Genomic DNA, 13,154 nt, shown 5'->3' with positions numbered 1-13,154 from the left:
GCCCCGGCGCGGGGGGCGGTAACGGTGCGGACGGGCGGATTGATCCGGACGGGTGAACCGGTGCGGACGGCTGGCGCAGTGCCGGGTCACTCGGCCTCCGCGCTCTCCTCGCCGAACAGATGGCGCACCGTCGAGCGGTAGTTGGCGCGGACGTGGGCCAGGGCGTGGGCGCGGGCCCGGTTCGGGTCGCCGGAGGCGATGGCGTCGTACAGATCGTGGTGCTCGGTGAGGAGCTGGGGCCACTCGGCGTTGCGCCGGGTGAGCCAGCGCAGGCGGCCGTCGACCGGTTCCATCACCGAGATCAGCAGGCCGTTGCCCGCCATGGCCAGGATGCGGTCGTGGAAACGGGTGTTGACGTCCGTGATCACCTCCGCCTCGCCCGCCTCCGTGGCCGTCGCGGCCTCCGTGAGCAGTGCGCGCAGTTCCTCCAGCGCCTCCGGGGTCGCGCGGGACGCGGCCAGCCCGGCCGCGTACACCTCCAACGCCTCGCGAAGCTCGAAGAGTTCGCGTACGTCGTCCGGGGTCAGCCGGCGTACCACCGCGCGGCGGGCGGACTCGAACAGGACGAAGCCCTCGCCGACCAGCGCGCGGATCGCCTCGCGCACCGGGACGCGGGATACGCCGTACCGGTCGGCCAACTCCCGTTCCACCAGCCGGTCTCCGGGGCCGAGGCGCCCGGCGATGATGTCCTGCCGCAGCGCCGCGAGGACGCGCTCGCGCACCGAGCCGAGCGGTTCGGGCTTCGCGGTAAGGGGGCTCATGGGGTCATCCTCGCTGCCGGGCGGTGCTTTTACGGAGCCGTAACGGCGACGACATCGGTCGGAACGGTTGACGGCGGAACCATGACGGCAGTTTGGTATACCAAATGACCGCCGCCCTCCGCCCCCGTCGCCCCAGGAGGTCCCGTGTCCCTCGCCGACCACGCCGAAGCAGCGGGCGCGCCCGCCTTCACCCCCGACCCGCGCCTGACCAACGAGGACCTCGCCCCGGCCGCCCGGCGCAACTGGAAGGTCTTCGACCTGTTCGCGCTGTGGATGTCGGACGTCCACAACCTCGGCAACTACACCTTCGCCGCAGGGCTGTTGGTACTCGGCATGAACGTCTGGCAGGTGTTCACCTCCCTGCTCACCGGCTTCGTGCTGATCTTCATCGGGATGAACTGGATGGGCCGCATCGGCCAGCGCCACGGCGTGCCCTTCCCCGTGGTCAGCCGCATCGCCTTCGGCGTCTGGGGTGCCAACATCCCCGCGCTGATACGGGCGTTGATCGCCATCATGTGGTACGGCATCCAGACCTACCTCGCCTCCGTCGCCGTCAACGTGATGCTGCTGGCCGCCTGGCCCGACCTGGAGTCGCTGACCGAGCACTCCTTCCTCGGTCTGGACGCCCTCGGCTGGATCTCCTTCCTTACCCTGTGGCTGGTCCAGGCGCTGATCATCAGCCGGGGGATGGAGTCCGTACGCCGGTTCCAGGACTTCTGCGGGCCCGCGATCTGGCTGGTGATGATCGCGCTCGCCCTCTGGGTGCTGGCCAAGGCCCACTGGACCATCTCGCTCACCGCGACCCCGCACCCGGTCTCCACGGGGGAGCAGTGGCGGCAGTGGTTCGGGGCGATCGGGCTGATCCTGGCGACCTACGGCACGCTGATGCTCAACTTCTGCGACTTCTCCCGCTTCGCACCCGACTACCGGACCGTGCGGCGCGGCAACTTCTGGGGTCTGCCGGTCAATTCGACCGCGTTCGTGGTGCTGTCGGTCATCGTTACGGCAGGGTCGCTGGAGGTGTTCGGCAAGGCCGTCACCGACCCGGCGGAACTGGTCGCGCGGGTCGGCAACACCTGGGTCCTGGCCGTCGCCGCGCTGACCTTCGCCGTCGCCACCATGGGCGTCAACATCGTCGCCAACTTCGTCTCCCCGGCGTACGACCTCGCCAACGTCTGGCCGCAGAAGATCACCTTCAAGGTCGGCGGCATGATCAGCACGGTCGCCGCCCTGGTCGTCACCCCGTGGAACCTCTTCTCCAACCCGACGGTCGTCAACTACTTCCTCGGCGGCCTCGGTGCCTTCCTGGGCCCCCTGTTCGGCGTGATCATGGTCGACTACTACGCCGTCAAGCGCGGCCGGGTGAACGTCGACGCACTCTTCGACGCCACCCCCGGTTCCCGCTACCACTACCGCCACGGCGTCAACCCCAGGGCCCTCGGCGCCTTCCTCCCCTCGGCCGCGGTCGCCGCCGTGCTGGCCCTGGTCAAGGACTTCGGTGATGTCGCGCCCTACTCCTGGTTCATCGGTACGGCGCTCGGAGCGGGCCTGTACTGGCTGCTGAACCGGGGCCGGGCCGGGGCGGAGGCGTGAGAGGCATGCGGATCGTCGTCACCAACTGCAACACCACGGCCCAGATGACCGAGGAGATCGTCCAGGGCGCCCGTGCCGCCGCCGCCCCCGGCACCACCGTGACCGGCCTGACCCCTGCCTGGGGCCCCGAGTCCGCCGAGGGCTGGCTCGACAGCCACCTCTCCGCCGCCGCCGTCCTGGACACCCTGCGCACCTACGACGGCCCCCCGTACGACGCCGTCGTCCTGGCCGGCTTCGGCGAGCACGGCCGCGAAGGCGTACGCGAGCTGGTCGACGTCCCCGTGGTGGACATCACCGAGGCCGCCGCCCACCTCGCCTGCCTCCTCGGCCGCCGCTACGGCGTCATCACCACCCTCGACCGCTCCCGCGGCCAGATCGAGGACAGCCTCGAAACCGCCGGAGTGGCCCGCAACTGCGCCACCGTCCTCGGCACCGGCCTGGCCGTCCTGGACCTCACCACCGATCCCACCCGCACGGAGACCGCCTTCCTGACGGCCGCCACCCAGGCCCAGGCGGCCGGCGCCGAAGTCCTCATCCTCGGCTGCGCCGGCATGACGGGCCTCCAACGGAAGCTGTCCTCCCAGCTCCGCCTCCCGATCGTGGACGGCGTGAGCGCGGCGGTGAAACTCGCCGAATCCCTCGTCACCCTGGGCCTGACCACGAGCCGCACGGGCAGCTACGCGCGCCCGCTGCCGAAGCGACGGGTGTGGGGGCGCCCGCAGCCGACCTGAGCAGGGCCTTCGCCGACGAGTGGGATTAATCGTGCGCCGCCGGGAAACGCGGACCGGGACCGGATGACCGCGAGCGCCTGGAGGCGAGCATGAGTGACGAGACCCCGATGGCGGACGACGCCTACCAGCCCACCGGCGGCAATGAGGAGCAGGAGGACGCCGCGCCGCTGGATCTGCAGGACGCGGTCGGTGAGCGGGACTACGACGAGATCCTGGACGAGGGGTACTCCCCGCCCGAGTGGCCGCTGGGCGTGAACCAGCACGGGACCACGGCCGCCGAGCAGCAGGAGGGGGAGACGCTGGACGAGCGGCTGGAGCAGGAGGTGCCGGACGTGACCGCGCCGGCCGGGGACGGGGTCGGTGACCTGCCCGGCGGGGAGGGCGAACCGGTCGACTCCGAGGTGGGCGACGCCCGCGCGGGCCGCCTGGTCGCCCCGGACGAGGGCGCGCACGGCGATACGGTGAGTGAGGAGGTCGCGGAGGACGTCGGTATCGACGGGGGCGCGGCCGGTGCGGAGGAGGCGGCCGTGCATGTGATCCCGGACGAGGGCTGACCGCCCAGGGTTCTTACCGAGTGGTGACGCCGGGGCGGTGAACCGGGGAAGCGGGCGCCCGGGGGCCTAGCTTGAGGCCATGCGTGTACTGGTCACCGGCGGTGCCGGGTTCATCGGGTCGCATGTCGTGGACGCGCTGCGGGCGTCCGGGCACGAGGCCGTGGTCTTCGACGTCCGCGACGATCCCGCCGCGGACGTGCGCGACCGGGACGCCCTCGCCCGCGCCCTCGCCGGTGTCGACGCCGTCTGCCACCAGGCGGCCATGGTCGGCCTCGGCAACGGGGTCGCCGACGCGGCCGAATACGTCTCCCGCAACGACCTCGGCACCGCCGTCCTGCTGGCCGCGATGGCGGAGGCGGGCGTGCGGCGGCTGGTGCTGGCCGGGTCGATGGTGGTGTACGGCGAGGGCCGCTACGCGTGCCCGGCCCACGAGGTCGTACGACCGGGCCCGCGCGCCGAGGCCGACCTGAAGGAAGGCCGCTTCGAGCCGCCCTGCCCCGCCTGCGGCACCGCGCTCGTCCCCGGCCTGGTCGGCGAGGACGCCCCCGCCGACCCGCGCAACGTCTACGCCGCCACCAAGCTGGCCCAGGAACACCTGGCCGCCGCCTGGGCCCGCGCCACCGACGGCACCGCGCTCTCCCTGCGCTACCACAACGTGTACGGCCCCCGGATGCCCCGCGACACCCCGTACGCCGGAGTCGCCGCGTTCTTCCGCTCGGCGCTGGAACGGGGCGAGGCGCCACGGGTGTTCGAGGACGGGGGCCAGCGGCGCGACTTCGTGCACGTACGGGACGTGGCGGCGGCGAACCTCGCCGCGCTCACGGCGCCGGACCGGCCCGGCACGCTCACCGCGTACAACACCGGCAGCGGCGAGCCCCGTACGGTCGGCGAGCTGGCCCGGGCGCTGGCCGCCGCGCACGGCGGCCCGGAGCCGGTGGTCACCGGCGAGTACCGCCTCGGCGACGTACGGCACATCACCGCGGACTCCGCCCGGCTGCGCACCGAGCTGGGCTGGCGGCCGGGGGTCGCCTTCGCCGAGGGGATGGCGGAGTTCGCGCGCACGCGCTGAGTCAGGAGGCCGGGGCGGGCAGGGTCACCTCGAAGCGGCAGCCGCCGGAAATGTTCCGTACGCTCGCCCGCCCCTGGTGCGCCTCCACGATCCCCCGCACGATCGCCAGCCCGAGCCCCGCGCCCGCCGGGGGCGTCCGCGCGTCCGTGCCGCGCCAGCCGGTGTCGAAGACGCGGGGCAGGTCCTCCTCGGGGATGCCGCCGCAGCCGTCCGTCACCGACAGCACCACGCCCTCCGGCGCCCGCCGGGCCGCGACGGCGACCGTGCCGTCGGCCGGGGTCCGGCGGATGGCGTTGACCAGCAGGTTGGCGAGGACCCGGCTCATCTCCTTGCCGTCCACCTCCACCGGCACCGGCCGCACCCCGTCACCCACCAGCCGTACGCCGTGCTCGCGGGCGAGCGGGCCGACCCCGGCGAGGGCGTCGCCCACCAGGTCGTACAGCGAGATCCGGGACGGGCTCAGCGGGAGCGTCCCGGCGTGGATGCGGGAGAGTTCGAAGAGGTCGCCGACCATGCCGTCCAGGCGTTCCACCTCGGTGCGGATCTGCCGCAGGTAGCGGGCCGGATCGGCGGCCACCCCGTCCTCCAGTGCCTCCGACATGGCGCGCAGACCGGCCAGCGGGGTCCGCAGATCGTGCGAGATCCAGGCGACCAGCTCACGCCGGGACGCCTCCAGAGCGCGTTCACGCTCGCGGGAGGCGGCCAGCCGGGCGCTGGTCGCGGCCAACTCCCGGCTCAGGGCGTCCAGTTCGGCGGTGGCCGGTACGGCGGGCGCGGAGAAGGCGCCCGCGTCGCCGAACTGCCGTGCCGCGTCCGTCAGTTCCCGGCTGCGGGCGACCACCCGGCGGCCCAGGAGGAGCGCGCTGGCCAGCGAGACGACCGCCGCCATGGCGACGACCGTGGTCACCACCCGCAGGTCGTGCGGGGACAGGAACATCGCCCACGCCACCGCCATGGTGCCCGCCAGCATGGCGAACACGCCGACGCCCGCGACCACGGTGAGCGAGGCGGTCAGTGAGCGGCGCCGGACCAGCCGCAGCACGGCGGCGCCGAGCAGACCGGAGGCGGCGGCGCCGAGGAAGGCGTAGAGGGCGATGAGGAGGTTGTCACGCATGCCGGTCCTCCTCCGGCCCGGCGGCCGCGTCCGGTTCGAAGCGGTAGCCGACGCCCCAGACGGTGCGGATCAGCCGGGGCCGCGCCGGGTCGTCCTCGACCTTGCCGCGCAGCCGGCGCACATGGACGGTCACCGTGGACAGGTCACCGAAGTCCCAGCCCCACACCTCCCGCATCAGCTCCTCGCGGGCGAAGGCGCGTCCCGGATGCCGCAGGAGGAACGCCAGCAGATCGAACTCCCGCAGGGTCAGGGCGAGTTCGGTACCGTCCTTGGTGGCCCGACGGGCAGCCGCGTCGACGGTCAGGCCCGCCGCCGCAAGGGTGCCGGGGACGGCAGCGGCGGCGGGGCGGGTGCGGCGCAGTACCGATTCCACGCGCAGCACCAGCTCGCGCGGGCTGAACGGCTTCGTCACATAGTCGTCCGCGCCGACCTCCAGACCGAGCACACGGTCGTCCTCGTCGCCCCGCGCGGTGAGCATGATGACCGGCACCGGACCGCGCTCGCGCAGCCGCGCGCACACCTCAAGGCCGTCCATGCCGGGCAGCATGAGGTCGAGCACCACCAGGTCGGGCCACTGCCCGGCGGCGGACGCGAGGGCGGAGGGGCCGTCGGCGGCGCGGTCCACCGCGTGTCCGGCGCGGACCAGGTACCCGGCGACGACCTCCGCCACGGTCGGGTCGTCGTCCACGACCAGGACGCGGCCCGCGGACGGTGTGGTGTACGGCTGCTGCATGCCCTCAGCCTGGCACCGCCGCCGGGCCCCAGCCGCCACGGCGGCCGGACGTCCGCGTTTCGTAAGGAGCGGAAGTCCGGTTCGTCCTGGTTCGGCTTCGTAGGGTGAAAGCCGTGACCACCTCACTCCCCCACACCGTGGACGTCGTGCTGCCCTGCCTGGATGAGGCGGAGGCGCTGCCCTGGGTGCTGGCCCGCATCCCGGCCGGCTGGCGCGCGATCGTCGTGGACAACGGCTCCACCGACGGCTCCGCCGAGGTCGCCCGCGCCCTGGGCGCCACCGTCGTACGCGAGGAACGGCGCGGCTTCGGCGCCGCCTGCCACGCCGGGCTGCTCGCCGCCACCGCCGACATCATCGGCTTCTGCGACTGCGACGCCTCCCTCGATCCGGGCCTGCTGGTGCCCTTCGCCGAGGAGGTGCGCGCGGGCGGGGCCGATCTGGTGCTCGGGCGGCGCCGTCCGCAGGGGCGGGGAAGCTGGCCCGCGCACGCCCGCGCCGGCAACCTCGCGCTCTCCCTGCTGCTGCGCCGCCGCACCGGACTCACCCTGCGCGACCTCGGCCCGCTGCGCGCCGCCCGCCGCGCACCCCTGCTCGCCCTCGGCCTCACCGACCGGCGCAGCGGCTACCCCCTGGAGATGGTGGTCCGCGCGGCCGACGCGGGCTGGCGGGTCACCGAACACGACGTGCCGTACCTGCCGCGCTCCGGTGCCTCCAAGGTCACCGGCACCTGGCGCGGCACGTGGCAGGCGGTACGCGACATGAGCCGGGTCCTGCGCGACACGCCATCGGGGGGTACCCGGTGACGGCAGGGCCTTCCGCCGGCGCCGCGGTACCTGGAGTACGCCCATGACCACTCTCCTCGTCATCGCCAAGGAACCCCGGCCCGGCAGGGTCAAGACCCGCCTCACCCCGCCGTTCACCCCCGCGCAGGCCGCCGCGCTCGCCGAGGCCGCGCTCACGGACACGCTGCGCGCGGTGGCCGCCGCCCCCGCGCGGCGCCGGGTGCTGGTCCTGGACGGGCGGCCGGGGCCCTGGCTGCCGGACGGGTTCGAGGTCGTACCGCAGTGCGCGGGCGGCCTGGACGATCGGCTCGCGGACGCCTTCTCCCGCTGCGCCGGACCCGCCCTGCTGGTCGGCATGGACACCCCGCAGATCACCCCCGACCTGCTGACCCTGGACTTCACCGACTGCGACGCCCGTTTCGGCCCGGCCGAGGACGGCGGCTTCTGGGCCCTCGGCCTGGCCCGCCCCGAGCCCGAGCTGCTGCGGGGCGTCCCGATGTCCGTGCCCGAGACGGGGAGCGTGCAGCGCGAGCGGCTGGCCGCCGCCGGGCTGCGGGTGCGCGAGCTGCCCCGGCTGCGGGACGTCGACACCGCCGCCGACGCCCACGCCGTCGCCGCCCTCGCTCCGGACACCGCCTTCGCCGCGCGTCTGGCGGCCCTCACCCACCCCGGAGCAGCATGAGCACCGTGACCGCGCCCGCCTGGGCGGCCTCCGACCCGTACGCCACCGCGCTGCGCACCGGCCGGGGCCCGCTGTTCCTGCGGCGCGGTGACGGCTGGCTGCTGCCGCTGGACGTGGAGCGCTGGTGCGCGGCCGCCGACGCCGTGGACCGGGCGGTGCTGGACCGCTGCGAGGGGGCCGTGCTCGACGTGGGCTGCGGCCCCGGCCGGCTGGTGGCGGAACTCGCCGCGCGCGGCCGCAGCGCCCTGGGCGTCGACGTGAGCGAGGCCGCGGTGGCCCGTACCCACACGCTCGGCGGGCGGGCGCTGCACCGCTCGGTGTTCGACCCGCTGCCCGGCGAGGGCGGCTGGGGCACGGTGCTGCTCATGGACGGCAATGTGGGCATCGGCGGCGACGTGGCCACCCTGCTGCACCGGATGCGCGAACTCCTCTGTACCGGCGGCCTGTTGATCGTGGAGACGGTGCCCGGAAACGTGGACGAGCGGGCCCGCGTGTGCGTGGTGGACGTGGCGCACGGCGGGGGAGCGGTGGGCGAGCCGTTCCCCTGGGCCCGCGTCGGCACCCCCGCGCTGCTGGACCTCGCGCGGCGCGGGGGCTGGCCGGAGACCGTTCAGTGGACGGACGGCGAGCGGTGCTTCGTGGCGCTGCGCAGCCGCAGGACGAGCAGCAGGGCGGAACCGCCGAAGAGCGCGGCCGTGATGAGCAGCCAGCGGAGCAGGAACCCGTCCGGGTCCAGCCCGGTGGCCGACCGGTAGCGGCCGGCCGACAGACCCAGGATCAGCGGGCACCACACCAGCAGCGTCAGCCCGGACAGCACGGCGGGCACGCGTACGTACGGCGTCCACCACGCGGCGGTCCCGGCCCGCAGCGCGCGGTCGAGCACGGAGTAGAGCGGCAGCAGCACCAGGTCGTGCAGCAGCGCCGCCCCCACGAACCAGAGGACCACCCCGAGCCAGTCGTCCTTCAAGAGGCGTACCCCGGCATAGGCGACGAGCGCGAACGAGCAGACCAGCAGCAGAAGTTGCAGAGGGCTGCCGACCAAGGCGCGGAATTTCGGCAGGCGCATCACAGGTCTCCGAAGGTCAGCCGGCCCACCCACTTGGTGTTGTGGACGCCGGGAGCGGCGGGCACGATGATCCGCGCCGGATAGCCGTGGTCGGGGGACAGCTCCTCGCCGTTGACGTACAGGGCGAGCAGGGAACGCGGGTCGGACACCTGGTTGGCCCGCAGCGCCGCCCGCCGGAAGGCGCCGTGCCGCTGGAGGGACTCCACGAGCACGTCGGGCGGATCACCCGCGTACCCGGCGAGCGCGGCGAGGTCGCGCAGCCGCACCCCGCGCCACCACTGGTCCGCCGTGGACCAGCCCTCGACGCAGGCGATCGGCAGGGACGAGCTGTGCTGCGGCAGCCGGAGCAGCTCGGCCTGGCTGAGCCGGACCGTGCCGGCCGGGCCGGTGACGACCAGGCGCCAGGCGTCCGGATGGGTGTCGGCGTCGGTGATCCCGGCGTAGCGAGCCGTCTTGTTGATCTGGAAACCGTTCGGCCCGCCACCGGGAGCGGCCCCGCCGTGCGGCGCGAGCAGCGCGGTACGGCGCAGCGGGCCGCCGAGGCTCTGCCCCACCGTCGTCACGAACAGCAGCAGCGAACCCCCGCCGACCAGCCACAGCGCGCCCCGCCGGGACACGGTGGGCGGGGCCGGACGGGGCGCGGCCAACTCCGCTTCGTCCCCTCGTCGTTCACGAACGGCACGCACGGCCATCGGGGCCCGCAGCACCGCGTGGACGACGAACGCGGCGATGAACACCCAGGCACCGTAGAAGTGGAGGGGGTAGAAGGAGCCGGGAAAGACGTACTCCAACTGGATGTTGAGCAGTCCGGTGACGAACTGGAACAGCACGCCCCCGACCAGGAGCAGCAGCGACACCCGCTCCAGCGCGTGCGCCACCGAACGGGCCGGCGGCAGCGTGAACAGCTTCGGCACCACTGACCACAGCTTGGCCAGCAGCACCGGGACCAGCACCACGCCCAGCGTGACGTGGACACCCTGGCTCAGCCGGTACAGCCAGGACGGCCCGGCCGGCCAGTCGAAGAGGTAGAAGCCGAGCACCCCCTTGTCCGGAGTCGTGTCGTTCACCGGGGAGAGATCCGGGTTGTAGGCGGCGTAGGACACCAGACCGGTCACGAACAGCGCGCTGATGCCGCCGAGCAGCACCAGCCCGAGCACCGCCGTGAACCAGGTGCCACGCACGGGGCTGCGCCAGAAGCGGGGAGAGGTGGGAAGCCGGGGATCGTCGCGCATGCCCCGACCGTAGGCCCGGCGACACCCCGGAACGGGCGCGCGACCCATGACGAAACGCTGACGTCCGGCCCGGAAGGCGGACCGGAGCCGTCCCTACGGCCTAGCGTGCCGATGTGATCCACCACCGGCCCCACCCCTCACACCGTGACCTGTACGCCGCAGCGGCAGCCGTCCTGCTGGTGACCGCCGCCGTCCTGGTCGGCCGTCACATCCAGGACGCCCACCACACCCTGTTCGTGCACTGGCCCCCGCTCTTCGCCGACTGGGACCCGCACCTCGGCCCCGGCACCCCGGCCGCGCTGATCCTCGCGGCCGCCGGAGTGGCGTACGGTCCCACGCTCGCCGCCCGGCTCCCGTGGCGTGGCCTGCCCTGGGTGGCCTGGGCCGCGTCCGCCGCCTGGATCGTCTCCCTCGCCCTGGTCGACGGCTGGCACGACGGCATCGCCGGCCGGCTCACCACCGCGAACGAGTACCTCCAGGTCATCGACCGCTTCCACGACATCCCGGCCACCCTGCGCGGCTTCGACGGCCATATCCTCGCCGGTGTCCCCGGCAACTGGCCCGCCCATGTCGCCGGCCATCCCCCCGCCGCCACGCTCACCTTCGTCCTGCTGGACCGGATCGGTCTCGGCGGGGGCGGCTGGGCCGGGATGTGGTGCGTGGTGCTGGGCGCGTCCGCCTCCGCCGCGGTCCTGGTCGCCGTACGGGCGCTGGCGGACGAACGCCTCGCCCGGCGCGCGGCGCCCTTCCTGGTCCTCGCCCCGGCCGCGGTCTGGATGGGCGCCTCGGCCGACGCCTACTTCGCCGCCGTGGCCGCCTGGGCACTGGCCTGCCTCGCACTCGCCCTCACCCGGCGCTCCCTGCTGTGGGCGGCCGCCTCCGGCCTGCTGGCGGGCCTGACCGGCTATCTCTCCTACGGCCTCACCCTGATCGCGCTGATCGGGCTCGCGGTACTCGTCCTCGCCCGCGCGGACCTCCGGGCCCGCCCCCTGCTCGTGCTGCCCTTCCTGGCCGGACTGGCCGTGGTACCCGTCGTGTTCGCCCTGTACGGATTCAACTGGTGGACCGCCTATCACCTGTTGGTGACCCGCTACTACCAGGGCGTCGGCGGCACGCGCCCGTACGGCTACTGGATCTGGGCCAACCTCGCCTGCGCCGCGATCATCACCGGCCCGGCGACGGCAGCGGCCCTTCCGCGCACCGTGGGCTCCCTCGTCCACCGCGTCGACCGCTCCGCCACCCGCCTCGCGCTGATCGTCTGCGCGGCCCTGGCCGCCTTGCTGATCGCGGACCTGTCCGGCATGAGCAAGGCGGAGACGGAACGCATCTGGCTGCCCTTCGCGGTGTGGCTGCTGCCCGCCTGCGCCCTGCTACCCCGCCCCCGAGCCTGGCTGGCCGCCCAGGTGACCCTGGCCCTGCTGCTCAACCACCTGCTGCTGACGGGATGGTGAGGAGGTCGAGTTGGTACCAGCTCCCGGACTTGCCCCCGAGGTCGGCCGGACCGGCGGGGCCGGTGCGGACGAACCCCGCCTTGAGCAGGACGCGTTGAGAGGCGGTGTTCTCGTGGGCGGTGGCCGCGCGGAGGGTGTGCAGGGCGTGCCGGGCCGATGCCAGCGCGCTCAACTCCCGTACGGCTGCCGTCGCCACGCCGCGCCCGCTGGCGTGTTCCGCGACCCGGTAGCCGACTTCGGCGGTGCCTTCGGCGAGGTCGTAGAGGTTGAAGCGGCCCAGGACGGTGCCGGTTGCGGTGACGAGCAGGTAGAAGGCGCAGGCGCCGGTGGCCTGTTCGGCGAGGAGGGCGTCGTAACGGTCGGTGAAGCGGGCGAAGTACGCGTCGCCGCGGTCGGAGACGGCGGCCGCGAAGTAGTCCCGGTTCGCCAGCTCGAACGCCAGCACGGCCGGGGCGAGTTCGGCGCTCAGCGGCTTCAGCGAGGGCGCCGCCCCGCCCCGCTCAGCGGCGGACATCCACCGAGGCCAGGAAGTCGCCGATCAACGCCGTGAGCGCGGCGGGCTGTTCGAGCGTGCTGCTGTGCCCCGACCCCGGAACCACCTCCAGCCGGGCCCCCTCGACGGCGGCCGCGATCCGCTCCGCGTCGGCCGGGGGAGTGGCCAGGTCGTCGGCGCCGACGGCGACCAGGGTGGGTACGGTGATGCGGCCCAACTCGGTGTGGAAGGGCTCGCGTTCGATGACCCCGAGCACGGCCTTGCGTATCCCGGCCCGCTCGCAGCGCCGCAGACGGCGTACCCACTCGTCGATGACCGGCACGCTCGCCGGGTCGGCCAGGAAGCCGGGGCCGAACATCGCGGCCTTCACCTTCACCAGCACCGGCCCCACCCCGGTGAACCGGTAGACGCGCGCCAGCAGCCGGTACTCGGCCGCCTTGTCCGCCGGCTCGCCGTCCGCGCTCGTGTCCAACAGCGTGAGCGAGCGCAGGAGTTCACCATGGCGGGCCGCGATGCGCTGGCCGACGAAGCCGCCCATGGAGAGGCCGACCCAGTGCACGGGCCCGAGGCCGAGGCGCCCGATCAGGGCGACGGCGTCGGCGGTCAGGGTGTCCATGTCGTACCCGGACGGCGTCGCGGGAGTGTCGCCCTGGCCGCGCCAGTCCACGGTCACACAGCGGTACCGCTCCCGGAGCACCTCGATCTGCGGATGGAACATCCAGCCGCTGAACAGCAGCCCGTGACCGAAGACGACGGCCGGCGCGTCCGGCCTGCCCGGAGGCGCGCCGGTGTCGGTGTACGCGATCGCTGCGCCATTGACCTCGGCAGTGGGCACGTGCGGCTCCTTCGCTCCGGCAGGCGCTCCGGGAAGCGCCGGCAGTGGGAGCCGAGCA

General features: G+C 73.8%; 14 protein-coding genes and 1 pseudogene. 8 read left to right on the top strand and 7 right to left on the bottom strand.

The window, feature by feature from the left end:
• Positions 1 to 86 precede the first annotated feature (86 nt).
• Entirely contained in the window at positions 87 to 761 is a 675-nt protein-coding gene (locus E5083_RS08170) for a GntR family transcriptional regulator (RefSeq protein WP_135784917.1), read from the bottom strand.
• 144 nt (positions 762 to 905) lie between these two features.
• Here E5083_RS08170 and E5083_RS08165 point away from each other — a divergent pair, with 144 nt between their 5' ends.
• The 4 genes from E5083_RS08165 to E5083_RS08150 all read left to right on the top strand — a co-directional run bounded on the left by E5083_RS08165 (position 906) and on the right by E5083_RS08150 (position 4,708).
• A complete protein-coding gene (locus tag E5083_RS08165) occupies positions 906 to 2,354 on the top strand; it encodes an NCS1 family nucleobase:cation symporter-1 (protein WP_135784916.1) in 1,449 nt (482 codons plus the stop codon).
• A 5-nt stretch (positions 2,355 to 2,359) separates the two neighbouring features.
• Positions 2,360 to 3,085 (top strand): aspartate/glutamate racemase family protein, encoded by a 726-nt coding sequence (locus E5083_RS08160; protein WP_135784915.1) that lies wholly within the window; start codon positions 2,360 to 2,362, stop codon positions 3,083 to 3,085.
• Positions 3,086 to 3,174: 89 nt separating this feature from the next.
• Positions 3,175 to 3,639 carry a DUF5709 domain-containing protein gene (locus E5083_RS08155; protein ID WP_135784914.1) on the top strand — a complete coding sequence of 155 codons (465 nt, stop codon included), beginning with the start codon at positions 3,175 to 3,177 and terminating at the stop codon, positions 3,637 to 3,639.
• A 79-nt stretch (positions 3,640 to 3,718) separates the two neighbouring features.
• Positions 3,719 to 4,708 (top strand): NAD-dependent epimerase/dehydratase family protein, encoded by a 990-nt coding sequence (locus E5083_RS08150; RefSeq protein ID WP_135784913.1) that lies wholly within the window; start codon positions 3,719 to 3,721, stop codon positions 4,706 to 4,708.
• A 1-nt stretch (position 4,709) separates the two neighbouring features.
• Here the strand turns inward: E5083_RS08150 and E5083_RS08145 are convergent, their stop codons facing one another.
• Both E5083_RS08145 and E5083_RS08140 read right to left on the bottom strand, forming a co-directional pair.
• The gene (locus E5083_RS08145) at positions 4,710 to 5,822 is read right to left on the bottom strand and encodes a sensor histidine kinase (RefSeq protein WP_135784912.1); all 1,113 of its coding nucleotides are present in this window, start codon (positions 5,820 to 5,822) and stop codon (positions 4,710 to 4,712) included.
• Positions 5,815 to 6,555 carry a response regulator transcription factor gene (locus tag E5083_RS08140; RefSeq protein ID WP_135784911.1) on the bottom strand — a complete coding sequence of 247 codons (741 nt, stop codon included), beginning with the start codon at positions 6,553 to 6,555 and terminating at the stop codon, positions 5,815 to 5,817. The genes E5083_RS08145 and E5083_RS08140 overlap by 8 nt, the downstream gene beginning before the upstream one ends.
• A 104-nt stretch (positions 6,556 to 6,659) precedes the next feature.
• Here E5083_RS08140 and E5083_RS08135 point away from each other — a divergent pair, with 104 nt between their 5' ends.
• From E5083_RS08135 to E5083_RS31675, 3 genes and pseudogenes are all read left to right on the top strand, one after another.
• Positions 6,660 to 7,358 (top strand): glycosyltransferase family 2 protein, encoded by a 699-nt coding sequence (locus tag E5083_RS08135; protein ID WP_135784910.1) that lies wholly within the window; start codon positions 6,660 to 6,662, stop codon positions 7,356 to 7,358.
• A 43-nt stretch (positions 7,359 to 7,401) separates the two neighbouring features.
• Positions 7,402 to 8,019, top strand: a complete 618-nt coding sequence (locus tag E5083_RS08130) for a TIGR04282 family arsenosugar biosynthesis glycosyltransferase (protein WP_135784909.1) — start codon at positions 7,402 to 7,404, stop codon at positions 8,017 to 8,019.
• A pseudogene (locus E5083_RS31675) lies at positions 8,016 to 8,432 on the top strand (class I SAM-dependent methyltransferase); the annotation flags it as partial. The gene E5083_RS08130 and the pseudogene E5083_RS31675, both read left to right, overlap by 4 nt.
• 197 nt (positions 8,433 to 8,629) lie before the next feature.
• On the opposite strand, the gene E5083_RS08120 reads toward E5083_RS31675, so the two are convergent.
• Positions 8,630 to 9,085 (bottom strand): hypothetical protein, encoded by a 456-nt coding sequence (locus tag E5083_RS08120; RefSeq protein ID WP_244317424.1) that lies wholly within the window; start codon positions 9,083 to 9,085, stop codon positions 8,630 to 8,632.
• Entirely contained in the window at positions 9,085 to 10,317 is a 1,233-nt protein-coding gene (locus E5083_RS08115; RefSeq protein WP_167513491.1) for a molybdopterin-dependent oxidoreductase, read from the bottom strand. Before E5083_RS08115 ends, E5083_RS08120 begins: the two co-directional genes overlap by 1 nt.
• Before the next feature lie 113 nt (positions 10,318 to 10,430).
• Between E5083_RS08115 and E5083_RS08110 the strand changes: the two genes are divergently transcribed.
• A complete protein-coding gene (locus E5083_RS08110) occupies positions 10,431 to 11,768 on the top strand; it encodes a hypothetical protein (protein WP_135784906.1) in 1,338 nt (445 codons plus the stop codon).
• Here the strand turns inward: E5083_RS08110 and E5083_RS08105 are convergent.
• Both E5083_RS08105 and E5083_RS08100 read right to left on the bottom strand, forming a co-directional pair.
• Positions 11,740 to 12,282, bottom strand: a complete 543-nt coding sequence (locus E5083_RS08105) for a GNAT family N-acetyltransferase (RefSeq protein WP_135784905.1) — start codon at positions 12,280 to 12,282, stop codon at positions 11,740 to 11,742. The genes E5083_RS08110 and E5083_RS08105 overlap by 29 nt on opposite strands.
• A complete protein-coding gene (locus tag E5083_RS08100; protein WP_135784904.1) occupies positions 12,269 to 13,096 on the bottom strand; it encodes an alpha/beta fold hydrolase in 828 nt (275 codons plus the stop codon). The genes E5083_RS08105 and E5083_RS08100 overlap by 14 nt, the downstream gene beginning before the upstream one ends.
• Between the last annotated feature and the right edge of the window lie 58 nt (positions 13,097 to 13,154).

It is taken from the genome of Streptomyces bauhiniae (assembly GCF_004784475.1).
Lineage (GTDB): Bacteria > Actinomycetota > Actinomycetes > Streptomycetales > Streptomycetaceae > Streptomyces > Streptomyces seoulensis.
The sequence above is the reverse complement of the archived record's forward strand: the minus strand, read 5'-3'. Positions and strand labels throughout refer to the sequence as shown.

Coding starts and splice junctions, on each gene's coding strand:
- E5083_RS08145 (WP_135784912.1), bottom strand. CDS start 5,822: ATGCGTGACAACCTCCTCATCGCCCTCTACGCCTTCCTCGGCGCCGCC.
- E5083_RS08170 (WP_135784917.1), bottom strand. CDS start 761: ATGAGCCCCCTTACCGCGAAGCCCGAACCGCTCGGCTCGGTGCGCGAG.
- E5083_RS08155 (WP_135784914.1), top strand. CDS start 3,175: ATGAGTGACGAGACCCCGATGGCGGACGACGCCTACCAGCCCACCGGC.
- E5083_RS08130 (WP_135784909.1), top strand. CDS start 7,402: ATGACCACTCTCCTCGTCATCGCCAAGGAACCCCGGCCCGGCAGGGTC.
- E5083_RS08160 (WP_135784915.1), top strand. CDS start 2,360: ATGCGGATCGTCGTCACCAACTGCAACACCACGGCCCAGATGACCGAG.
- E5083_RS08115 (WP_167513491.1), bottom strand. CDS start 10,317: ATGCGCGACGATCCCCGGCTTCCCACCTCTCCCCGCTTCTGGCGCAGC.
- E5083_RS08140 (WP_135784911.1), bottom strand. CDS start 6,555: ATGCAGCAGCCGTACACCACACCGTCCGCGGGCCGCGTCCTGGTCGTG.
- E5083_RS08150 (WP_135784913.1), top strand. CDS start 3,719: ATGCGTGTACTGGTCACCGGCGGTGCCGGGTTCATCGGGTCGCATGTC.
- E5083_RS08120 (WP_244317424.1), bottom strand. CDS start 9,085: ATGCGCCTGCCGAAATTCCGCGCCTTGGTCGGCAGCCCTCTGCAACTT.
- E5083_RS08105 (WP_135784905.1), bottom strand. CDS start 12,282: ATGTCCGCCGCTGAGCGGGGCGGGGCGGCGCCCTCGCTGAAGCCGCTG.